The 21,057-nt window shown below is 70.5% G+C and carries 25 protein-coding genes and 1 pseudogene; 15 read left to right on the forward strand and 11 right to left on the reverse strand.

Going from position 1 to position 21,057, the window contains the following annotated elements; all coding sequences use genetic code 11:
* Positions 1-8 precede the first annotated feature (8 nt).
* The 5 genes from EP757_RS01810 to EP757_RS01830 form a co-directional block, all read right to left on the reverse strand.
* Complete coding sequence (locus EP757_RS01810; RefSeq protein WP_127542469.1) at positions 9-638, reverse strand: response regulator transcription factor; 630 nt, start codon at positions 636-638, stop codon at positions 9-11.
* On the reverse strand, positions 635-1,867 hold the full coding sequence (locus EP757_RS01815) for a sensor histidine kinase (RefSeq protein ID WP_232050313.1): 1,233 nt from the start codon (positions 1,865-1,867) through the stop codon (positions 635-637). The genes EP757_RS01810 and EP757_RS01815 overlap by 4 nt, the downstream gene beginning before the upstream one ends.
* 36 nt (positions 1,868-1,903) lie before the next feature.
* Positions 1,904-2,644: an ABC transporter permease gene (locus EP757_RS01820; RefSeq protein WP_127542471.1), complete on the reverse strand. Its 741-nt coding sequence runs from the start codon at positions 2,642-2,644 to the stop codon at positions 1,904-1,906.
* Positions 2,641-3,555, reverse strand: coding sequence for an ABC transporter ATP-binding protein (locus EP757_RS01825; protein WP_127542472.1), 915 nt, complete (start codon positions 3,553-3,555; stop codon positions 2,641-2,643). The genes EP757_RS01820 and EP757_RS01825 overlap by 4 nt, the downstream gene beginning before the upstream one ends.
* 95 nt (positions 3,556-3,650) lie before the next feature.
* The gene (locus EP757_RS01830) at positions 3,651-4,847 is read right to left on the reverse strand and encodes a glycosyltransferase (protein ID WP_127542473.1); all 1,197 of its coding nucleotides are present in this window, start codon (positions 4,845-4,847) and stop codon (positions 3,651-3,653) included.
* Between the two features lie 148 nt (positions 4,848-4,995).
* Here EP757_RS01830 and EP757_RS01835 point away from each other — a divergent pair, with 148 nt between their 5' ends.
* Complete coding sequence (locus EP757_RS01835; protein ID WP_127542474.1) at positions 4,996-5,436, forward strand: SRPBCC family protein; 441 nt, start codon at positions 4,996-4,998, stop codon at positions 5,434-5,436.
* Positions 5,437-5,461: 25 nt separating this feature from the next.
* On the opposite strand, the gene EP757_RS01840 is transcribed toward EP757_RS01835, so the two are convergent.
* Complete coding sequence (locus EP757_RS01840) at positions 5,462-7,057, reverse strand: NAD(P)/FAD-dependent oxidoreductase (protein WP_127542475.1); 1,596 nt, start codon at positions 7,055-7,057, stop codon at positions 5,462-5,464.
* A 96-nt stretch (positions 7,058-7,153) separates the two neighbouring features.
* Here EP757_RS01840 and EP757_RS01845 point away from each other — a divergent pair, with 96 nt between their 5' ends.
* Together EP757_RS01845 and EP757_RS01850 are read left to right on the forward strand one after the other, a co-directional pair.
* Positions 7,154-7,618, forward strand: coding sequence for an SRPBCC family protein (locus EP757_RS01845; RefSeq protein WP_127542476.1), 465 nt, complete (start codon positions 7,154-7,156; stop codon positions 7,616-7,618).
* 67 nt (positions 7,619-7,685) lie between these two features.
* Positions 7,686-7,871, forward strand: coding sequence for a hypothetical protein (locus EP757_RS01850; RefSeq protein ID WP_127542477.1), 186 nt, complete (start codon positions 7,686-7,688; stop codon positions 7,869-7,871).
* A gap of 4 nt (positions 7,872-7,875) precedes the next feature.
* Here EP757_RS01850 and EP757_RS01855 read toward each other — a convergent pair whose 3' ends face one another.
* Positions 7,876-8,571: a hypothetical protein gene (locus EP757_RS01855; protein WP_232050314.1), complete on the reverse strand. Its 696-nt coding sequence runs from the start codon at positions 8,569-8,571 to the stop codon at positions 7,876-7,878.
* A gap of 205 nt (positions 8,572-8,776) precedes the next feature.
* Here EP757_RS01855 and EP757_RS01860 point away from each other — a divergent pair, with 205 nt between their 5' ends.
* The gene (locus EP757_RS01860) at positions 8,777-8,938 is read left to right on the forward strand and encodes a hypothetical protein (RefSeq protein WP_232050315.1); all 162 of its coding nucleotides are present in this window, start codon (positions 8,777-8,779) and stop codon (positions 8,936-8,938) included.
* Here the strand turns inward: EP757_RS01860 and EP757_RS01865 are convergent.
* The gene (locus tag EP757_RS01865; protein WP_127542480.1) at positions 8,926-9,363 is read right to left on the reverse strand and encodes a hypothetical protein; all 438 of its coding nucleotides are present in this window, start codon (positions 9,361-9,363) and stop codon (positions 8,926-8,928) included. The two genes, EP757_RS01860 and EP757_RS01865, sit on opposite strands and share 13 nt — an antisense overlap.
* Positions 9,364-9,501: 138 nt before the next feature.
* Here EP757_RS01865 and EP757_RS01870 point away from each other — a divergent pair, with 138 nt between their 5' ends.
* Positions 9,502-9,858, forward strand: coding sequence for a DUF6401 family natural product biosynthesis protein (locus tag EP757_RS01870; protein ID WP_127542481.1), 357 nt, complete (start codon positions 9,502-9,504; stop codon positions 9,856-9,858).
* 293 nt (positions 9,859-10,151) lie between these two features.
* Here the strand turns inward: EP757_RS01870 and EP757_RS42695 are convergent, their stop codons facing one another.
* Both EP757_RS42695 and EP757_RS01880 read right to left on the reverse strand, forming a co-directional pair.
* Complete coding sequence (locus tag EP757_RS42695) at positions 10,152-10,379, reverse strand: hypothetical protein (RefSeq protein WP_160165751.1); 228 nt, start codon at positions 10,377-10,379, stop codon at positions 10,152-10,154.
* Positions 10,380-11,019: 640 nt separating this feature from the next.
* Complete coding sequence (locus EP757_RS01880) at positions 11,020-12,642, reverse strand: hypothetical protein (RefSeq protein ID WP_127542482.1); 1,623 nt, start codon at positions 12,640-12,642, stop codon at positions 11,020-11,022.
* A gap of 283 nt (positions 12,643-12,925) precedes the next feature.
* Here EP757_RS01880 and EP757_RS01885 point away from each other — a divergent pair, with 283 nt between their 5' ends.
* The 8 genes and pseudogenes from EP757_RS01885 (at position 12,926) to EP757_RS44730 (ending at position 19,076) form a co-directional block, all read left to right on the forward strand.
* The gene (locus tag EP757_RS01885) at positions 12,926-15,085 is read left to right on the forward strand and encodes a SpoIIE family protein phosphatase (RefSeq protein WP_127542483.1); all 2,160 of its coding nucleotides are present in this window, start codon (positions 12,926-12,928) and stop codon (positions 15,083-15,085) included.
* Positions 15,082-15,753 (forward strand): HAD family hydrolase, encoded by a 672-nt coding sequence (locus tag EP757_RS01890; protein WP_127542484.1) that lies wholly within the window; start codon positions 15,082-15,084, stop codon positions 15,751-15,753. Before EP757_RS01885 ends, EP757_RS01890 begins: the two co-directional genes overlap by 4 nt.
* Complete coding sequence (locus EP757_RS01895) at positions 15,753-16,997, forward strand: sodium:proton antiporter (RefSeq protein ID WP_127542485.1); 1,245 nt, start codon at positions 15,753-15,755, stop codon at positions 16,995-16,997. Before EP757_RS01890 ends, EP757_RS01895 begins: the two co-directional genes overlap by 1 nt.
* 144 nt (positions 16,998-17,141) lie before the next feature.
* Entirely contained in the window at positions 17,142-17,858 is a 717-nt protein-coding gene (locus EP757_RS01900; RefSeq protein WP_232050316.1) for a VOC family protein, read from the forward strand.
* 73 nt (positions 17,859-17,931) lie between these two features.
* Positions 17,932-18,126, forward strand: a complete 195-nt coding sequence (locus EP757_RS01905; protein WP_127542487.1) for a DUF3072 domain-containing protein — start codon at positions 17,932-17,934, stop codon at positions 18,124-18,126.
* A gap of 101 nt (positions 18,127-18,227) precedes the next feature.
* On the forward strand, positions 18,228-18,464 hold the full coding sequence (locus tag EP757_RS01910) for a helix-turn-helix domain-containing protein (protein ID WP_127542488.1): 237 nt from the start codon (positions 18,228-18,230) through the stop codon (positions 18,462-18,464).
* Positions 18,465-18,656 (forward strand): annotated as a pseudogene (locus EP757_RS44725) (Clp protease N-terminal domain-containing protein); the annotation flags it as partial. It lies immediately after the preceding gene.
* Positions 18,657-18,890: 234 nt separating this feature from the next.
* Positions 18,891-19,076, forward strand: a complete 186-nt coding sequence (locus EP757_RS44730; protein WP_370457844.1) for a Clp protease N-terminal domain-containing protein — start codon at positions 18,891-18,893, stop codon at positions 19,074-19,076.
* Here EP757_RS44730 and EP757_RS01920 read toward each other — a convergent pair.
* Positions 19,073-19,537, reverse strand: a complete 465-nt coding sequence (locus EP757_RS01920; RefSeq protein WP_127542490.1) for a GNAT family N-acetyltransferase — start codon at positions 19,535-19,537, stop codon at positions 19,073-19,075. The two genes, EP757_RS44730 and EP757_RS01920, sit on opposite strands and share 4 nt — an antisense overlap.
* A gap of 127 nt (positions 19,538-19,664) precedes the next feature.
* On the opposite strand from EP757_RS01920, the gene EP757_RS01925 reads away from it, so the two are divergent.
* Positions 19,665-20,105 (forward strand): MarR family winged helix-turn-helix transcriptional regulator, encoded by a 441-nt coding sequence (locus EP757_RS01925; RefSeq protein WP_127542491.1) that lies wholly within the window; start codon positions 19,665-19,667, stop codon positions 20,103-20,105.
* Positions 20,106-20,107: 2 nt separating this feature from the next.
* Positions 20,108-21,055 (forward strand): pirin family protein, encoded by a 948-nt coding sequence (locus EP757_RS01930; protein ID WP_127542492.1) that lies wholly within the window; start codon positions 20,108-20,110, stop codon positions 21,053-21,055.
* Positions 21,056-21,057: the final 2 nt, after the last annotated feature.

Raw genomic sequence — 21,057 nt, forward strand, 5'->3', positions numbered from 1 at the left:
TGCATCCCTCACTGCTCGCGGCCGAGAAGTCCCCGTTCGAAGGCGGCGGCGACCGCGGAGGCACGATCACGAACACCGAGCTTCGCGTACGCGTGGAGCAGATGCGTCTTGACCGTTGCCTCACTGATGAACAGCCGACCGGCCGTCTCACGGTTCGTGCAGCCCTGTGAGATCAGCGTGAGCACTTCGAGTTCCCGCTGGCTGAGCGGCTCCTTGGCAGGGGACCGCAGCTCGCCCATGAGCCGGCCGGCGATCGCCGGGGAGAGCACCGACTCGCCCCGGTCCGCAGCGAGGACCGCACGGAACAGGTCCTCGCGCGGGGTGTCCTTCAGCAGATAACCCGTCGCGCCGGCTCGGATGGCCGGAAGAACGTCGCTGTCGGTGTCGTACGTCGTCAGAACGAGCACCCTGGCTGCCGACCCGGCCGCCTTGAGTTCCCGGATGGTGGTCACGCCGTCCATGACCGGCATCCGCAGGTCGAGCAGGACCACGTCCGGGCTGACCGCGGCGGCCACCGCGATCGCCTCCCGGCCGTCGCCCGCCTCGCCGAGCACGGTGAACCGGCCGTCGCCGGCGAACATGCCGCGCAGACCGTCCCGGACCACCGGATGGTCGTCGACGATGAGCAGCCCGATCATGCGGACACCCCCACCGCGATGGCCGGCACGCAGGCGGAGAGCGCGGTGCCGCCGCCCGGCTCGGACTCGACGGTGAGGCTGCCGGCGATCCGGGTCAGGCGTTCCCGCATCGCCTCCAGGCCGAACGATCCGGTCCGCCGCGGCTCCGCGAGATCGAAGCCGGCGCCGTCGTCGCGCACGTCCAGGGTGACCACGTCCTCCATGTAGGAAAGGGTGAGCCCGACCCGGCGGGCCGCCGCATGCCGGGCCACGTTCGCGAGGCCCTCCTGCGCGGTCCGCAGCAGCGTCGTCTCGATCTCCGGGAGCAGCCGTTGCGGCGTCCCGGTGGTGACCAGCTCGGCTTTCACGCCGGACCGCTCCGACCAGGTCTCCACCACCTCGGTCAGGGCGTCCGGCAGCGCGGTGCCGACCAGCTGCTGCGGGCGCAGCGCCTGCACCGAGCGGCGTGCCTCGGCGAGGCTCTCCCGGGCCAGCCGTTTCGCCGTCTCCAGGTGCCGCCGGTGGTCGGCGGGCCGGGCGGCTGCCGCGTCGGCCGCCTCCAGCTGGGTGACGATGCCGGTCAGACCCTGCGCCAGCACGTCGTGGATCTCGCCGGCCATCCGCTGCCGCTCGTCCAGCACACCGGCTTCCCGGGCCTGGACGAGCAGCTGGGCGTGCAGTCCGGCGTTCTCCCGCAGGGCCGCCTCGAGCTTCCGGTTCGCCTCGGCCAGGTCCACGATCATCTGAGCGCGTTTGATCGAGTTCTTCTCGGTCTTGATCTCGACGTAGAACATCACGCCGGCGATCAGCATGTTGATGGCGATCGCGAAGCCCCAGAAGATGTACCCACCCTCCGCGGAGAGGGTGGGCACGCCCCCGATCTGGGACAGCGCCGCGATCGCCGCCACCGGGACCACTGCCAGCAGCCGCCAGAAGCCGTCGAGCGCGAGCCCGATGAAGAGGTAGCCGGTCCAGGAGAAGAAACCGAAGAGCGGATGCAGCCAGACCAGTCCCGCATAGAACCCGATCATGCCGATCAGGAAGATCAGCATGATGCCGCGCCGGTCACCCCACTGCGGATGGAAGGTGACCCAGAAGGCGATCCAGGCAGCCGCGCCGCCGGCCGCCGACAGGATCACCCAGACCGGCGGCTTCGTGATGAAGTCCGGGTCGACGGAGAGGACCAGGCCGACGGAGATGAGCAGCGTCCCGTACGGCAGCCAGGTGCGCCACGCCTCACGCGTGGTCACCGAGCCCTCCTGCACCTCCGCCGCCAGCATCAGTCATCACTCCCACCGGAAGAGCCTCGCCGCCGCCGCACCGAAGACGAGCAGGTATCCCAGGAGCACGGTAACCGAGAGCAGGTTCGGCCAGTGTCCCGTCATCGCCTCGTGCATGAGGCGCTCCCCGGCCGCGAGCGGCGTGTAGTCGGCGATGGTCTGCACGACGTCCGGCATCACCTCGCGCGGGGCGTACAGGCCGGCCAGGAACATCATCGGGAAGAACAGGATGAGGCCGATCGCGTTCGCCGCCTTGCCACTCGGCGCGAGCGCGGCGATCACCAGTCCGACCGCGAAGACGCCGATGAGCGCCAGGATGACCGCGACCAGGAACGCGATCGGGGACTCCGGCAGCGGCACGCCGTAGACGATCCCGGCCACCGCGAAGACCAGCACCGACGAGATCACCACGATGATCGCGGAGAACACCAGCTGCGCGCCGAGCAGGGCGATCGGCTGGACCGGCGTGGTGGCGAGGCGGCGCAGGATGCCCTTCTCCCGGTAGTTCGCGAGCACGGTCGGCATGCCCTGCAGGCCGATCATGGCGATGCTCAGGGCGACCACGATGCCGGCGTAGACGTCCACCGTCCGCAGGCCGCCGAGGTCCGCCGACGGCTCCCGGAACGCCGGCACCGCCCCGAGGATCGTGATCAGGATGACCGGGAAGAGCCCCGCGAAGAACAGGTAGGCCGGTTCGCGCAACGCGGTGCGGAACTCGGTGGCGACGAGCTTGCCGAAGACGTTCATGCCGGGTTCTCCTCGCTGGTGCGGCCGGTCAGGCGTACGAAGGCGTCGTCCAGAGTGGCCTGCTCGAGCCGCAGCTCGACAGCGACGATGCCGTTGACGGCGAGCACCGAGGTGACCGCGTGCAGCAGGTTGCCGGTGCCGACGACCTCGATCCGGTCGCCCTGCCGGCTGACCCGGCTCACCTCGGGCAGGCCGGTGAGCAGCTCGTCAGCGATCGGGGCGGACGGGCGGAACCGGATCGTCTGGTCCGCGCTGGCGGTCTGCTCGACCAGGCCGGCCGGGGTGTTCAACGCGACGACCTCACCGTGGTCGATCACCGCGATCCGGTCGCAGAGGCGCTCGGCCTCCTCCATGAAGTGGGTGACCAGCAACAGCGTGACCCCGCGGTCGCGGACGCCGGCGATCAGCTCCCAGGTGTCCCGCCGCGCCTGCGGGTCGAGGCCGGTGGTCAGCTCGTCCAGGACGGCGATCCGGGGATTGCCGATCAGCGCGAGGGCGATCGAGAGGCGCTGCTTCTGGCCGCCGGAGAGTTTGCCGAAGTACGTGTTCAGCTTCTCGTCCAGCCCCAGGTCGCCGGCGAGCTTCCGCCAGTCGGCCGGGTCGGAGTAGAAGGAGCTGTAGAGCTCCAGCGCCTCGCGTACGGTCAGCTTCTCCTGCAGCTCGCTCTCCTGCAGCTGCACGCCGACCTGGGCGCGCAGGGCCCGGTCACGCGGTTCGCGGCCGAGGACGGTGATCGTGCCGGAGTCGGGAACCCGCAACCCCGCGATGCACTCCACCGTGGTGGTCTTGCCGGCGCCGTTCGGACCTAGAATGCCGAAGATCTCGCCCGATTCGACCTCGAACGACACATCCCGGACAGCTACGGTGTCCCCGTACCGTTTGCTGAGGTTCTTGACCTCGATGACTGCCATGAACCCATTCTGATCTATGGGTCCCGGTGCCCGAATCGACCGGCGAGCGAGACCGGCGGTCAACCGATCGGTTGATGCCGGCCTCCCCCTTGCACCTAGGCCACCGCCTCGGTGTTCTCCGCCGGCGTACGCCGCAGGCCGGAGTAGACCGAGCCGACCTGAGCGGCGACGCGGCGCCACGAGTACGCCTGCCGGGCCCGGTCCAGGGCCGCCGTGGCATAGGTGAACCGCCGCACCTTGTCGTTGACGAGCCGGCGCAGGGCACTGCCGAGAGCCCGCGGATCCCGGGCCGGAACCAGATCGCCGGTCAGCCCGTCCACCACCGTCTCGTTGAGCGCGCCGACAGCCGTGCCGACGATCGGCACGCCACAGGCCATCGCCTCCAGCGCCGAGTGCTCCAGGTTCTCCTCGTCCTGCCAGGGGGCTGCCACCAGCAGGTCGGCGGAGCGGTACCAGCTCGGCATGTCCCGGTGCGAGACCGAACCGACGAGGCGGAACCGGTCGGCGACCCGGAACTGCTCGGCGAGCGCGCGGAGACGCTTCGCGCCCGGGTCGGCGGGCAGCTGCTCGGCCGGCGGTCCGCCGACGACCACCACCTCGGCGCCGGGGACGTAGCGCATCGCCTCGATCACGTCACCGAAGCCCTTCCGCTCGACCAGCCGGCCGACGGAGAGGATGCGCGGGCGTTCCGGGTCCCGCTGCACGGCCGGACCGTCCGGCGTGAACCGGTCGCTGTTGACTCCGGCCGGCACGACGGTCAGGTTGGCGCGGGGCACGCCGATGCGGACGAGTCCTCGTACCTCGTCCTGGGTCTGTGCCACCACCCGGTCCACCGCCCGGCCGAGGGCGCGCTCGTAGCCGGACCGCGACGGACCTCGCGCGTCCTTCGGGCCCTCTCCGAGAGCGGCCAGCTCGTGGAAGGACTGCACCACCGGCACGCCGATCTGGCGCGCGGCGGTGACAGCGGCGAGACCGCTGATCCAGAAGTGGGCGTGCACGACGTCCGGGGTCCAGCTGCCGGCCCACTGCTCACCCAGCACCCGGGCGAACTCGCCCATGTGCGGCAGCAGCAGGTCCGGCGGGATCATCTGGACCGGACCGGCGACGATGTGCACGACCCGGACGCCGTCCGGGGTCATCACCACCTCGGCCGCCTCCGGATCGGTGCGGCGGGTGTAGACGCGGACGTCGTGACCGAGCTCGGCGAGGGCTCCGGACAGTTCGGCGACGTGAGCGTCCCGGCTGCCCGCCCCCAGCGGGCTGGCGTGCTCGGAGATCATCGCGATGCGCACCGTGGGCTCCTCCAGCGGACGTTGATCTTCGGCGCACATGGCGACCGGACGGAAGGCGTTCGAGTACGGCTCCGGGATTGCCCGGGAGCACCGGACGTAAACATCGCCCGATCGTTACAAGGGCCGCGAGCAGGGTAGTTACCTCGCCGTGGCAATCGTGGCGCGTACCGTTCAGGCCCCACCCGACCGGGTCTTCGCCGTCCTCGCCGACGGCTGGAGCTACAGCGACTGGGTGGTCGGCACCGTACATATCCGTGACGTCGACAAGGCCTGGCCGCAGCCGGGCTCGAAACTCCATCACAAGGCCGGCCCGTGGCCGCTCTCGCTGCACGACTCGTCGACGGTGCTCTCCTGCACCCCCGGCCGCGAGCTGCGACTCAACGCCGGGCTGTGGCCCCTGGGCGCCGCCGTCGTCGGCATCCGCCTGGAGCCGGCGAGTGGCGGCGCGGCCACCAGGGTGATCCTGGAGGAGGACTTCGAGGCGGGCCCGCTCCTCTGGGTCCGCAACAAGATCAACGACCTGATCCTGCATCGGCGCAACGTCGAGTCGCTCCGCCGCCTCGCCGACATCGCCGAACGCAGCCGCTGACCACCGGCGATCGCCTGGTGCCGCCCTACGACGAGGAGCCGTAGACGGCTCGGTGGGCGCCGTTGATGGCTGCTCGGTAGAGGTCGCCGGTCAGGGCCCGGTCGCGGGCCAGGGCGGCGCGGGCCGCGTTGGCGCCGGGTGCGCCGTGGACGCCGCCGCCGGGGTGGGCTGAGGCGCTGCCGAGGAAGAGGCGGTCGACGGGCGTGTCGGGACGGCCCAGGCCGGGGATCGGGCGGAGGAAGAGCTGCTGGAACGCGGCCGAGGTGCCGCCGCCCAGGGCGCCGCCGACCAGCGACGGATTCTCCTTCTCCAGGATCGCCGGGGAGAAGACGTTGCGGCCCTCGACACGGCTCAGGAAACCGGGCGCCTGCTCCTCGATCACCGATTCCATCCGCTCGACGTGCTCGCTGATCTCGTCGCCGGACCAGGACTTCCGGTGCGGCAGGTGGGTGTAGGCCCACACCGACTCGGTGCCCTCCGGTGAGTGCGAGGGGTCGGCCGTCGACATCTGGCCCAGCAGCAGGAACGGCTTCGGCGGGAGCTCGTCGACGGCGAGGTGTGCGGCGTACCGGCTGAGGTCGTTGAGATCGGCGCCCATATGGATGGTCCCCGCGCCCGAAGCGGCCGGATTGGTCCACGGGATCTTGGAGCGGACCGCCCAGTCGACCTTCAGCGTCGCGCCGTCCCAGCGGAAGTGCGCCAGGTCCTCGACGAGCCGCGGAGGCAGCCAGCGTTCCCCCACGAGATCAAGGAAGAGAGCGGGCGCCGGTACGTCGGCCACGACCGCCCGCCGGGCCCGCCAATCCCGGCCGTCGGCGGTCCGGACACCGACGGCCCGCCCTCGCGCCACCAGGATCCGGTTCACCGGCGCCTCGTAGACGATCCGTCCCCGGTCGCCCAGACGCCGGACCAGCGAGGACGTGATCTCCTGAGCCCCGCCCACCGGCACCGGCCAGCCGAACTCCTGCCCCAGCATGGCGAGCAGCCACCCGTACACCCCACTGCCTGCCTGTTCCGGGGAGAGATCGGTGTGCAGAGCGCAGCCGGCCATCGCGAGGGTGGCGCCTTCGCCGCGGAACAACTCGGCGCCGAGTTCCCGTACCGAGAGGAGAAGGCGCCGTGCGAGGCGCAAGGCGCCGCTGATGCGCAGGTCCCGCACCAGGCCGAGGCCCTGGGCCACGGGCGGGAACGGGGTGAACAGCGTGTCGAGCATCCGGCCGGAGACCGACTGCCAGTCCTGGTACGCGGTGCGCCACCGCTCGCCGTCGCCCGGCGCGAACTGCTCCATCGACTCCATGGTGCGGGCGATGTCGCGGTTCACCGTGGCGGCGCGGCCGTCCGGCAGCAGGTGGGTGAGCACGTCCGGCGCATGCGTCCAGCGCAGGCCCTGCTCGTCCAGGCGCAGCCCCTTCATCACCGGCGACGCGTAGCCGAGCGGATAGAAGGAGCTGAACAGGTCGGACAGGTACCCGGGCGCGGTCACGAACCCGGATCGGACCGCCCCGCCGGGGTTCGGGGTGGCTTCCAGCACGAGCACCGACCAGCCGGCGTCGGCGAGCAGGTTCGCAGCGACCAGGCCGTTGTGCCCGGCGCCGACGACGATCGCATCCACGGTCTCCACAGCGGCACGCTACCCACGCAGGCCGCTGACAAACAGCGTTTAGCCGGGTCCCCCTCGGGCACCTCAAGGTCACGAAGCGATTGAAGGGAGAACCTCGTGAGCACCGTCACCGAGTTCGTTGACGTCAACGTCCCGGTACGTACCGCCTACAACCAGTGGACCCAGTTCGAGGACTTCCCGCGGTTCATGGAGGGCGTCAGCGAGATCCGCCAGCTCGACGACACGCACACGCACTGGAAGACCGAGATCGCCGGGGTGAAGCGCGAATTCGACGCGGAGATCACCGAGCAGCTGCCGGACGAGCGCGTCGCGTGGCACTCGACCGACGGCGAGAAGCAGGCCGGCGTGGTCACCTTCCACCGCATCGACGACACGCACACCCGGGTCACCGTCCAGATGGACTTCGACCCGCAGGGTTTCGTCGAGACCGCCGGTGACAAGCTCGGCGTCGTCGACCGCCGGGTGAAGGGCGACCTGCACCGCTTCAAGGAGTTCATCGAGAGCCGCGGAGGCATCGAGACGGGCGCCTGGCGCGGCCAGGTCGACCGGCCGGGAATCTGATCTCCTCGTGTGGACGGCCGCCTCCGGGCGGCCGTTTCGCTTCTCCCGGTACGGGTAACCGGCTCCCATGACTGATCACGAGCAGACCGGCGCCTGGCGCGACGAGGAGAAGTTGCCGCTCGACCAGCTGAACCGGGCGATGGCCTCCTGGGACACCGACGGTCAGAACGACCCGAGCGACAACGACAGCGGCCAGGAGATCGAGGAGACGGGCACGCGGCCCAGCACCACGGGTCACACCGGCCCGCACTGATCCTTCATCGAGGGTCCCGTCTCCTCAGGGTCATGTCGCCGAGGCCGGACCGGACCCGGATGGCGTACCGGTCGGTGGCCCGGCGATAGCCCGGCTCCCGCAGGACGGTCCCGGCCGGGGTCCCGTTGTTCGCGGTCCACGGCGTCACCACCGACCCGGCCCCCTGGTCGAACCGGATCCGGAACGGCGCCCCGGTCGCGGCCGTCACCACCGCCGCGCCCACCCCGCCGGTGAACGTGACGGGTACCGTGCCGACCGGGTCCGGCAGCGACAGCTCGGCCAGGCCCGACGAGCCGAGGATCACCCGGTTCACCCGGCCCTGCTTCAGGTTCAGCTGCTGCTCCCCCGCGCCGGCGGGCAGGCGGATGTCCCAGCGGACGTCCCGGTTCAGCACGATCCGCAGCTCATCCAGGCCATCACCGTCGGTGACACGCAGCCGCACCACGACCCGGCCACCTCGGCGGAACACGACAGGCGTCACCCCGGCGTCGGGGGCGGTGGTGATCCGGTAGAGCTGGCCCGGCAGAGAGGCGAAGCGGACCCGTACCCGGCTCGCCGCATCCCCCACCGTGAGCCAGGCGCCGGTCCGGGCCTGCAGCGGCCCGGCGAGGACCGGAACCGGGCGAGCGGCGGCCGGCGTGACCGGCTCGATCGTCCGGGGCTTGACGATCCTGGGCGGGGCCGCTGGTGGCGGGTTCACCGTGCAGGAGGCCGTGAGTACGGCTCCGGCCAGCACAGACAGGCTGGTCCTGAACACGCTTGAGTGGCGGCGGCGCAAGGCTGAGGGCACCATCGGACAACGCAGAATCGGCCGAACGGGTGACGGCGATCCGTCCTGATCGAGTAAGACTGTCCGGGTGCGAGTTGCCGGATTTCTGTCTGAACGTCAGCGTCGGATCGCCTGGGTGGGTTTCCTGCTCGCGGCCTTTCAGGCTCCGCTGGCCGCCAAACTGATCGACGACGCCTCCTGGTTCTTCGCGGTCGTCGTCGCTCTACTGGTCGCCACCGTGATCATCGCGGACGACGCCCAGCGCCGCCGCCCCGAACAGGTCGACTACGCGGAGTAACCCGGCAGGGCCTCGTGCCCCGCCCGTCCCCGGGTTCGCCGCTGCTCCTTGAGCTCCGCCTCGTACAAGTGGCGGCGGCCCTGCGCGAGCTTCTCCCGGGCGTCCCGCTCCAGCTCACGGAACTCCGTGTAGTAGCCGTCGTCGTACGCCTCGACGATCTGGAACGTCCAGTGCCCCGGGATGACGTTGCGGCCGATCAGCTCCTGCTGGATCCGCTCGGCCGTCTCGACGTGGCCGGCCTGCATGAACAGTGAGACGGCCTCGTCCAGCATGAAGTCGGCGGTGCCGGTCAGCTGGTGCATGGAGTAGAGGTGCCCGCGTACCCGCTCCACCGTCTCCAGCGCCTCACTGAGTTTCCCCAGCGCCTGAACCGTGGTGTCGTCGAGCCCGTCCGGCCGCTGATGCCGTTCGTCCGGTCCCGTCATACCCGTCTCCTTAGGCGTCCTAGGAGGCTAGCCTGACGGCTGCCTCCGAGGTCTTCTTTCCCCGCGGCGGCGGCTTCAACCGAGCTGCACCTGTTCGGGGAACCGTCGGATACCCGAGGCTCCTTAACGTTTCTTCTCATGAATGGCCTGTTCAGCAACGCCGCCGCCCGTTCCGCCCAGCGCTCCGCCAACGCGTCGCTCGCCGACCTCACCGCCGCCGTCGGCGTGAGCGGTATCGCGTTCTCGCAGAACAACCCCGGCTTCATGTCGGTGATCGACCAGCACGCCGCCGGCGTACGCGACAGCCTCTCCGCCGACGCCCGCCCGCTCACCGCGATCCTGCTGGCCGCCTACGCCGAGGGTGTCCGCGACGCCGCCTTCCAGCACGGCTGGCAGGCCCCCGAGGGCGAGATCGACTGGTCCGAGAACGACTGGGTCCTCCGCCGCCTCCTCGCCGTCTGCACCCTCGCCCGGACCCTCCCCGCCCCGCGCTGACCCAGCCCCGCCGCCACTCCAAGATCCGCTGGTCCGGCTCCCCGCACTGATCCGAGGCCCGGCGCCGCTCCAAGATCCGTGTTAGTCCGGCTCCCCGCACTGATCCGTACTTTCCGCACTGGCCCGAGGCCCGCACCGACGCGGGCGGTAGCACTCACCGAATCCGACCATTCACAGGGCCGGCTCCTTCCCCGAGGAGCCGGCCACGATTCTTTTCCGCCGAAAGCCGCAAGCCAGCCCTCGCGCGATGCACTACTGATAGCCGGTACTCAAAGAGAACCGCCGCCGCCTCCTCAGACGCCGCTACTGCCGCTACTGCCGCCGCTGTCGCTGCCGCCGCTACTGCCGCTGCCGCCGCTACTGCCGTCGCCGCTACTACTACCGTCGCCGCCGCTACTGCCGCCACTGCCGCCGCTGCCGCCGTCGCCGCTGCTACTGCCGCCGCTGTCGCTGTCGCTGTCGCTGTCGCTGTCGCTGTCGCTGTCGCTGTCGCTGTCGCCAGATCTTGAGCGGTCCTCCACGTCCCAACGTGCACAATCACTCAAGATCCGCGAAGGGGTCACCGCCGACAAAGACATTTGGCCGGTGAAGGCGCCACGGCCAATCGCCTACACAGATGCCGACGCTGACGCCGATCTTGAGCGAACCCCCACACCCCCGTGGACACGATCACCCAAGATCTGCGACGGCGGAGCGCCGTCGACGACGAAGGGCGCCGAAGGGGCCACCGCAGCACACCACCGCCCCGGTCAGATCTTGAGCGAACTCCCACACCCCCGTGTACTCGATCACCCAAGATCTGCGAGGGGTCGGTCCTCGGTTCATTGACGACGGAAGTGACAAGGGCGAGCGGTCACCGACGACGGCGAATACAGCGAAGCGGCCGCGGACGACGACAAGCGCAGACGACGACGAACGCAGACGACAAGCGCAGACGACGACAAGCGCAGACGACGACAGGCACAGACGACGACAGGCACAGACGACGAGGAGCCCGGACGACGTAGGTGCGACGAAGCGGGCGCGGACGTTGATGACCAGGGTCGGCGGGAGACGTGTGGCTGGCGGAGATCGCCACGGTTGGCTTCTGGTACCACAGAAGGGCCGCCGACCGGCTCTGCGTTGCGCCGCGGGCGGTCGGAAAGGGAGGTCGGGCGGGGACTACTTCTTAGCGGGTGGACCTTTGGGGTCCTCGTCCAGCGGTTCGGTCGCCTCGTCGGCGGCGGCGTGCGGGTCGATCACCTGCGTCGACTCGGGGCCGGGCAGGGAGACCACCTGAGTACGCTCGCCCTCGTCCGTCTCGTCGATCACCACTGTCGAGTCCCCGTCGGGCAGGCGGACCACCGTCGGCTCGTCGTCGCCCGCGCCCTGGGTCACCACGGTGGTATCGCCGGAGCCGGGCCGCTTCCGCGTGAACACCTCGGTCTCCCGGATCAGCGCCGGCGTGTCCTGCTCATCGTCGAAGTCGTCACGGTCGAAGCCGGGGATCAGGTGTGGCCGGTCGTCCACCGGCAACGGGATCACCTGGGTCTCGTCGCCGGCCGGTTCGCCCGCTGCCGACCGGGCCTCCCACTCGCGGCGTTCCTCCTCGGCGCGGCGTTCCCGCTCGCGGCGTGTCTCCTCGGCGACCCGGGCCTCTTCGGCCTTGCGTGCTTCCTCGGCGCGGCGGGTGTCCTCAGCACGGCGAACCGCTTCAGCCCGGGCTTCCTCAGCACGGCGAACCGCTTCAGCCCGGGCCTCCTCGGCACGGCGGGCCTCGTCGGCTCGACGCTGCTCTTCCTGACGCCGCTGCTCCGCCTTCCGGGCCTCCTCGGCGGCCCGGGCCTCTTCCGCCTTCCTAGCTTCTTCGGCACGGCGGGCTTCCTCGGCCTTGCGAGCTTCCTCGGCGCGGCGGGCCTCTGCGGCCTTGCGTGCTTCCTCGGCGACCCGAGCCTCTTCGGCCTTGCGCGCTTCCTCGGCCTTGCGGGCCTCCTCCGCCAGCCGGGCTTCCTCGGCCTTGCGGGCTTCCTCGGCAAGCCGGGCTTCCTCGGCGAGGCGTGCCTCTTCGGCCTTGCGGGCCTCCTCCTCGGCGGCTCTGCGGGCTCGTTCCTCCGTGTAGGCCCGGGCCTGCTCGCGCATCGCCGCGGACTCGGTGGCCGCCTTGTCGAGCCAGCCCTCCCAGCGCTGCTGCATGGGGCGGATCAGGCCGCCGCCGACGCCGACGACGATCACGCCGGCGACCGTGGCCAGGATGGTGATGAGCAGGGGCCTGGTCACCGAGGTGGCGATGCCGACCTGATCGAGGGCGGCGATCACGCCGAGCGTCACGATCACGGCGGCGACGGCCTTGGCGAGCACCCGTGCGTAGCCGAGGTCGCCGAGGGCGGCCACGATGAGGTCGTGGGCGGCGCCGGCGAGGGCTGCCGCGACGACCACGATGACGATCGCGACGAAGACCTGGGGCAGCCAGGAGATCAGGTCGTTGAGCAGGGCGCTCGCCGGATTGGGACCCCAGAGGCCGAACGCCAGCTGCAGCGCGATCAGCATCACCACCCAGAAACCGAGCCGGGCGCAGACCTCCGCCGGGCCGGGGGCCTCGCCGCGGAACAGCCGGCCGGCCGGACCGCGCTGGACGGCCCGGTCGAACCCGGTCCGGCCGAGCGCTTTGCGGATGACAGTGCGTGCCAGCCGGGCCAGCAGGTAGCCGACGAGCAGGACGGCTAGGAAGGCCAGCGCCAGTGGCAGGAACAACACCACCGACCGCCACATGTCGCTCAGCCCACGGCTCAGTCCGTCTCCGGTCATCCGACCTCCCTCAGCAGAACCTCAGGTGTCCGGGATACCACGTGCCCACGACAGAACGGCCGATGACGGGAGTGTCCGGAAGGCGATCTCCCACTTGCTGCGAATCCGGGAGGAAGGCGGGAGCGAGAACGGCATCAGTCCAGCTCACCGCGCACCGGCAAGATCACATTGGGTAGCCTTACGCGTGAAACATCACTGCAAACCACCCTGCGATCGAGTCAAGAACCGGACGGTCGTACGGTGTGGCATCGTACAAACGGACCACTCGGGATAGGCTTTCTGCATGGTCGGCTCGGGAGCGATCGGCTCGGGCGGAATCCGCCCGGCGGCGATCTCAACGCTGCCCGTGCAGGGGGCCGGGGCTCAGCACACCGGCCGGGGCTGCACGGCGCTGGTGCATGCCCATGATTGGTCGACCACTTCGCTCGGCCCGATCACGGGCTGGGATCCGGCGGTCCGGGCGGCCGTCGAGCTGATGCTCGCGTCGCCGGTGCCGATGCTGCTGACGCTCGGCCCGGAGTGCCTGGCGCTCTACAACGACGCCTACGCCGACGTGCTCGACGAGCTGCACCCGGGCGCGCTGGGCAGACCCGCTCCGGAGGCGTTCGGCGAGGCCTGGACCCGGCACGGCATGGGTGACGTGATCGCGCAGGTGCACCGGACCGGCCGTGCCGTCCTGGAGCCGGAGAGCCAGGTCCCGATCCAGCCGGGCAGCACCGAGCCCGCCTTCTACACGCAGGGCCACTCGGTGGTGCGGGACTCGCGGGGCACCGTCGCCGGCGTCCTCACCGTCGCGGCCGAGACGACCCAGGTCATCCATCGCCTGCAGAGTCTCGGGGAGCTGACCGCCCGGCTGGCCGGCGCGCTCACCATCGACGACGTGACGCGCGTCGTCCTCACGTACGCCATGGCCTCCTTTGATCTTGATCATTGCGTCCTGGCGGTGGACGACGGCGTGGCTTATCGCTACGTCCGCCGCATCCGTGGCGAAATGCTCGACGAGGCGGACGAGCGGCTGCCCCCGGTCTGGCGACGCGTCGGCGCCGACCCGCAAGCCCCACTGGTGGCGGCGGCGGAGACGGGCCGGGCGACGTTCGTGGCCGACGGCGAGCCGCTACGCGAGGTGGCGACCGACCGCCACGAGCGCCGGGTCCGCGCGCTGGCCGCCCTGCCGCTGCGCACGCCGTCCCTGCGAGGTGCGCTGACCGTCGGCTTCACCCGGGCGCACAACTGGCTGCCCGCCGAGCGCGCCCTGCTCAAGGCCGCGGCCGAGCTGGTGGCGCAGGCCGCCGAGCGAGCGCGGCGATTCGAGGCCCAGCACGGCACCGCTCAGCTCCTGCAGCGCAGCATGCTTCCCGAGCACCTGCCCGAGCTCGACACGTTCCGGATCGCCGCGCGCTACGACGTCGGTGTCGACGGCAACGCGGCCGGCGGCGACTTCTACGACGCGTTCCGCCTGCTCGACGGCCGGCTCGCGATGGTCCTCGGCGACGTCGCCGGGCACGACGTGCGGGCGGCCGCGGTGATGGGCCAGGTCCGGGCCGCGCTGCGGGCGCTGGCACTGACCGATCCGGCGCCGCCGAGCGTCCTCGCCGGGCTGGACCGGCTGGTCGGCTCGCTGGGCGCCGAGTCGCGCAACGAGGAGATCTTCGTGACCGTCGTCTACGGGGTTCTCGACCCCGAGGACGGGACGATCACGCTGGCCAGCGCCGGGCATCCGCCGCCCGTGCTGCGCCGGGCCGGGCACGGCGGCGAGCCGGCGACGGCCGAGCTGGTGAAGGTTCCCCCGGGCGCGCCGCTGGGGCTCGGCGGCCGCTGGCAGACCGGCACACTGCGGCTGGAGCCGGGTGACACGATCCTGATGTTCAGCGACGGCGTGGTGGAGCGGCGCGGCAGCCCGCTCAACGACGGCCTGGACGCCCTGGTGGCCGCGGCGGCCGGTTCGGCGAGCGGCGACCCGCGCAACATGTGCTCGCTGGCCACGGCAGCGGTCGCGGGCACCACCGACGACGACGTGGCGGTGCTCGCGGTCGAGCACGCGCTGGCGATGAGCCGCTCGGCGACCATGCAGGTGCCGGCCGAGCCGACCGGTCCGAGCCGGGTGCGGCAGTGGATGTCGACCCGCCTGCGGGATTGGTCGGTCCCGGAGGCGGTGATCGGAGCGGCGATTCTCTGTACGAGTGAGCTCACGACGAACGCGCTCCTGCACGCCGGGACTCCGGCTCAGGTGCACATCGATCTCAACGCGGAGCGTCTGCTGGTCTCGGTGGCCGACACCGGGACCCGGGGCAGCGTGATCCGGGCTCGGGCCGACGCGCTGGCCAGCCGCGGGCGCGGACTCGGGCTGATCGAGGATCTCAGCGACTCGTGGGGCACCGACCCGACGGTCCGCGGATCAACGGTCTGGTTCGAGATGTTGCTGCCGGGTAATGCGAGGGCATGAAGCCCGGAGTTCTGTTCGACGTCGACGGCACCTTGATCGACACCACATATCTGCACGCCGTCTCCTGGTGGGAGGCGTTGCGCCAGTACGACCACGACGTACCGATGGCATTGATCCACCGGGGCATCGGCATGGGCTCCGACAAGCTGCTGGACCACCTCCTCGGCGAAGGCGAGGACCGGGACCGGTCCGCGGACGAGGAGATGGGCACCGCGCACGACGTGCTCTACGGGGCCTGGTGGGAGCGGTTGCGGCAGCTTCCCGGCGCCGCCGATCTGGTACGCGCGGTCGCCGCCCGTGATCTCGCCGTGGTCCTGGCGAGCTCGGCGAAGAAGGCGGAGCTGGGCAAGCTGCGCCAGGTCCTCGGCGCCGACGACGTGATCACGGCGGCCACCTCGTCTGCCGACGCCGAGGAGAGCAAGCCGGCGCCGGACATCCTGGAGGCGGCGCTGGCCCAGTCCGACGTCGACCCGGCGCGGGCCGTGTACGTCGGCGACTCGGTCTGGGACGTGCAGGCCGCCGGGAAGCTGGGCATCCCGTGCATCGGCCTGGTCTGCGGTGGGACAAGTTCGGCGGAGCTGCTCGAAGCGGGGGCGGCGGCGACGTACGAGAACCCCGCCGCGCTCCTGCGTGACCTGGACGCCTCGCCGATTGCCCAGATCGCCTGATGCAACTGTCCGATGTGGTGTTCGCCCTGGTCGGGGTGGGCGCCCTGCTCGCCGGTATCCTCCCCCGCGTCCTGGAGCGCCGCCCGCTCTCCATGCCGATCGTCTTCCTCGCGGTCGGCCTGATCGTCTTCGGCCTGCCGCTGGGTCTGCCGGAGGCCGATCCGCTGCACTTCACCAAGCTCACCGAGCACCTCACCGAGATCGGCGTGATCGTCGCGCTGATGGGCGCCGGTCTGAAGATCGACCGCCCGTTCGGCCGCCGCCGCTGGGCGTCCACCGGCCGCCTGCTCATCGTCGCGATGCCGATCACGATCGCCGCGACGGCGCTGCTCGGCTGGTGGTGGGCCGGTCTCGTGCCGGCGTCCGCCCTGCTGCTCGGCGCGGCGATGGCGCCGACCGACCCGGTGCTCGCCTCGGACGTGCAGGTCGGCGAGCCGACCGACGAGGAGGACTCGGAGGACGAGGTCCGGTTCGCCTTGACCTCGGAGGCCGGCCTCAACGACGGCCTCGCGTTCCCGTTCGTCTACGCCGCCATCGCGATCGCGACGCACGGCCTCGACCCGGCCGGCTGGCTGGCCGAGTGGGTGCTGAAGGACGTCCTCTACAAGGGGGTCGTCGGCCTGGCCGGTGGCGCGCTGATCGGCTGGCTGCTCGGCAAGCTCTTCTTCCGCGCGAAACGCGACGCGCTGCGGCTGGCCCATCACTCCGAGGGCTTTCTCGCTCTCGCTGCCACCTTCTTGGCGTACGGGGTGGTCGAGGTCGCCGGTGGATACGGCTTCCTGGCCGTCTTCGTGGCGGCGCGGGCGATCCGGGCGGCGGAGCGCTCGCACGAGTACCACCAGGTGCTGCACGACTTCGCCGAGCAGACCGAGCGGCTCCTCACCGTCCTGCTGCTGCTCCTGCTCGGCGGCGCGGTGGTCGGCGGGCTGCTGGTTCCGCTCACCTGGCAGGCCGCTCTCGCGGGCCTCGTACTGATCTTCCTGGTCCGTCCACTGGCCGCTTTCGCCTCTTTGCGGGGCGCTCCCGGCACCACCGCGGAACACTGGGTGATCGCGGCGTTCGGGATCCGTGGCATCGGCTCGTTTTATTACTTAGCGTACGCGTTGACGCACGCGAATTTTCCCGCCGCCGATCTTTTATGGGCTACCGCCGGATTCGTCGTCGTCATATCCGTCGTCCTGCACGGAATCGCCGCAACGCCGGTGATGCGTCACCTGGATCACGCAAGCGCTCACGCTAGGTAATGCTTTTCTGTTCTAAACCGGACAATGAACCGTCCGGTAGTGACGAAGCGTATTCAGTGCCGTAGAGTGCTCAACTGACTGGGGATGTCCACCATGGAGCGGCTCATGCGGATCAGAGGCTATGCACCCTTGACACCTTGCTGGGTGGAACTGGCGAGTGCGGACCCCGCACGCGCTGCGGAGTTCTACGGAGAGTTGTTCGGCTGGGAGTCTGCGGGTGATCGGTTCAAGCTGGGCGGGCGAGCCGTTGCGGGACTCACGCGCAGCACCCCCGAGCGGCCCGACGGGTGGCTCACCCACCTGAGCGCTCCCGAGCTTGAGGAGACCCTTGAGCAGGTCGCCCTCTCCGACGGCATCTGCCTGAGCCACCCGGCCGAGGCGCACGGCGGCCGTCGCGCGATCATCGCCGACCCGGCCGGCGCGATGCTCGGCCTGTGGGAGCCGGGCGACTTCGCCGGAGCGCAGGCTCGCGACGAACCCGGCACCATGTCGTGGCCGGAACTCATCACCGACGACCCGAGCAGCGCGGCCCGGTTCTACGGGTCCGCGTTCGGCTGGCTGCTGCGGCACGAGTTCGGCACCGGCGAGTGGCTCAACCACGGGCACGACGCGATCGCCGGGCTGGCCGCCGGCTACCGCGGCGCCTGGTGGCGTGCGGCCTTCCAGGTGCACGACATCCAGGAGGCGGCCGACCTGTGCGAGCGGCTGGGCGGCGGAGTGATCTCCGAGCCGGCCGAGGCGGGCCTGAGCGCCTTCGCCGAGCTGCGCGACCCGTGGGGCGCGCGTTTCACGGTGGCGGCTCCGGTGCACCACCCGGTCGAGCTGACCGTGTCGCTCGGCAATCTGCCCGCTTGGGAGTGACCTCTGCTTTGAAGTGACGCTCGTCCGGGTAGTGGTACAGACGTTCGAGACCACTACCCGGAAGGACGGCGGCATGTCCGAGCCGACGAACGCCATCAAGGACCCGGCGGACTGGACGACCGGCGAGGAGCCGGCGACCGGAGCGCAGGAGTCGTACCTGAATACGCTCGCGTCCGAGGCGCACGAGGAGGTGCCGGACGGCCTGACCAAGGCCGAGGCATCCGTGAAGATCGACGAGCTGCAGGAGAAGACCGGCCGAGGCCGCTGAGGCCCTCGTCGAGGCCGGCCCCTTTTCGGGGGCCGGCCTTTTTCGTGCCCTCCGCGTCAACTTCGGTTGACACTTGAGCATTGTCAACGTAAGTTGACAGCATGACCGAAGCGACCGACCTCGCCGCCGCGGCAGGCAGCGCCGACCCCCGTGTCGGGCTGCGTGCGGTGGTGGCGCTCCGCCGCCTCCTGGAGGGCCTTGAGCACCTCCAGGTGACAAACGCACGCGCCAAGGGCTGGTCCTGGCAGGAGATCGCCGATGCGCTCGAGGTGACCCGCCAGGGCGTTCACAAGAAGCACGCCCGGCTCATGCCGGCGCAGGATCCACGGGAGGGCTAGATGTTCGAGCGATTCACCAAGGGCGCCCGCGCCGCCGTCATCGGCGCCCAGGAGCAGGCCCGCGAGCTGGGGCACTCCCCGATCGGCACCGAGCACCTGCTGCTCGCGCTCACCCTCGACGAGCAGAGCGGCGTCGCCACGGTGCTCCGCGAGGCCGGCGCCGACCGGCAGCGGGTGCGGGCCGCCATCGTCCGGCACGTCGGCGACCACGGCGACCTCGCCGCGGCGGCCGCCGACCGGGACGCCGAGGACGCGGCAGCACTCAAGGCCATCGGCATCGACCTGGAGGCGGTCCGCGCCGCGATCGAGGAGAACTTCGGGGCCGGCTCGCTGCGCCTGCCGCACCCCGCGCCGAAGAAGAAGGGCATCTTCGGGCGGTTCTACGCCGGCAGTGGGCACATCCCGTTCTCACCGCGCGCCAAGAAGGTGCTGGAGCTGTCGCTGCGGGAGGCGCTGCGACTCAAGCACAACTACATCGCGCGGGAGCACATCCTGCTCGGCGTGCTGCGCGAGGGCCGGGGCCTGGCCATGCTGGTCCTGGCCGAACTCGGCGTCGACCACGACCAACTGCGCGACGACATCACCAAGTCCCTGACCGCCCGCGCGGCTTAGAGGCTCACGCGCATCGCGGGGTCGGGGGTACGCCGGAAACCGAGCGACTCGTAGAGCGGCTCGCCCTCCTCCGACGCCCGCAGGTCGACCTTGCTCACCCCACGCGAGCGGAACCAGTCCAGCAGGGCCGTCATGCAGGCCCGCGAGTAACCCCGGCGCCGCTGGTCCGGGTCGGTGACGACGCTGAACACGTAACCGGCCAGGCCGTGCAGGTTCATCGGGTTGCCCAGCCGCTCCTCGATCACCCCGACGGCACAGGCCGCCAGCCCGGTCCCGTCCGGGCGGTCGGCCACGAAGGCGGCCATCGTGGGGAGCGGCTCGGCGAGGCGGCGCAGCAGGATCTGCCGGGCCGGCTCACGCCAGTCGTCGTTCCAGTCCGGCTGAGGGAAACTCTGCAGCATGACGGCGCGGAGACGCAGCAGCTCGGCGGCGTCGTCGGGGGTGGCTTGTCGGATCTGCACGGCGCGAGGCTAACCAACGACCCGGCGATCATGCTCGGGATTTTCGCGGGGTGGGTGGCCGATCCGCACAGGGGGGCCGCTCGTACAAATTTTGATGTTTCAGATTTTAAGGAGTACGCTCCGACGCATGGCCGAACCGCTCAGCGGCGTTCAGTTGGATCACTGGCGCACCTTCATCGAGAGCTCGTGGGCGCTGCACACCCGCCTGGAGGATGAGTTGCGGGCCACGACCGGACTCAGCATGAACGATTATCACGTCCTGGTGGCGCTCGCTGACGCGCCGGGGCGGCGGATCCGGATGGGCGAGCTGGCGAACCGGCTCGTGCTGTCGCCGAGCCGCATCACCTACCAGATCACTTCGATGATCAAGCGCGGTCTGGTGAAGAAGGAGAGTTGCCCCGACGACGGGCGCGGCCAAGAAGCCGTGCTGACCGATCTCGGCCTGGAGACGTTGCGCGATGCGGCGCCGGCGCACCTCACGACCGTCCGGGAGAGCTTCATCGACCATCTGGACGACGAGGAGCTGGCCACCATAGGCCGGGTCTTCGCGAAGATCAGGAAGGTGTAGTCATGCCAGCTGTCACCGTCGAGGACGTCCTCGTCCTGCCGCGCCTGCCGCGGATCGACCCGATGACCGATTTCCGCCCGGTGCGCCGGCTGACCACAGCGCCGCAGGGCTACGAGGGTGAGGGATTCCCGGTCCGGCGGGCCTTCGCCGGAGTGCCGCTGACCGAACTCGATCCCTTCATCCACTTGGACCAGATGGGCGAGGTGGACTACGCGCCGGGTGAGCCGAAGGGCACGCCGTGGCATCCGCACCGCGGGTTCGAGACGGTCACCTACATGATCGACGGGATCATGGACCACCAGGACTCGCTCGGCAGCGGTGGCTCGATCACCAACGGGGACACGCAGTGGATGACCGCCGCGGCGGGGATTCTGCACATCGAGGCGCCGCCGGAGCACCTGGTGACCAGTGGCGGACTCTTCCACGGGCTGCAGCTCTGGGTGAACCTGCCCAAGGCAGCGAAGATGATGGACCCCAAGTACCAGGATATCTCCGGAAAAAAGACGACACTTCTCACCACTCCGGACGGCGGCGCTCTCATCCGCGTCATCGCCGGGGAGATCGCCGGGAACGTCGGACCGGGGTCCACCTTCACGCCGATCAACCTGGCGCACGTCACGATGCAGCCCGGCGCCCGGCTCGACCTGCCGTGGCAGCCCGACTTCAACGCGCTCGTCTACACCCTGTCCGGCGAGGGCTGGGTCGGCACCGACCTGCGGCCGATCCGTCTCGGTCAGCTCGCGACGCACGGGCCCGGCGACGCGATCCGTGTCGAGGCGAAGACCGAGATGGACCTCTTCATCATGGGCGGCCGGCCGATCCGGGAGCCGATCGCGCACTACGGCCCGTTCGTGATGAACACGAAGGCCGAGCTCAAGCAGGCTTTCGAGGACTATCAGAAGGGCCGGCTCGGTGTGATCCCGGCGACCCGCCTGCCGCACACGGACTGAAC

This window comes from Actinoplanes sp. OR16, assembly GCF_004001265.1.
GTDB lineage: Bacteria > Actinomycetota > Actinomycetes > Mycobacteriales > Micromonosporaceae > Actinoplanes.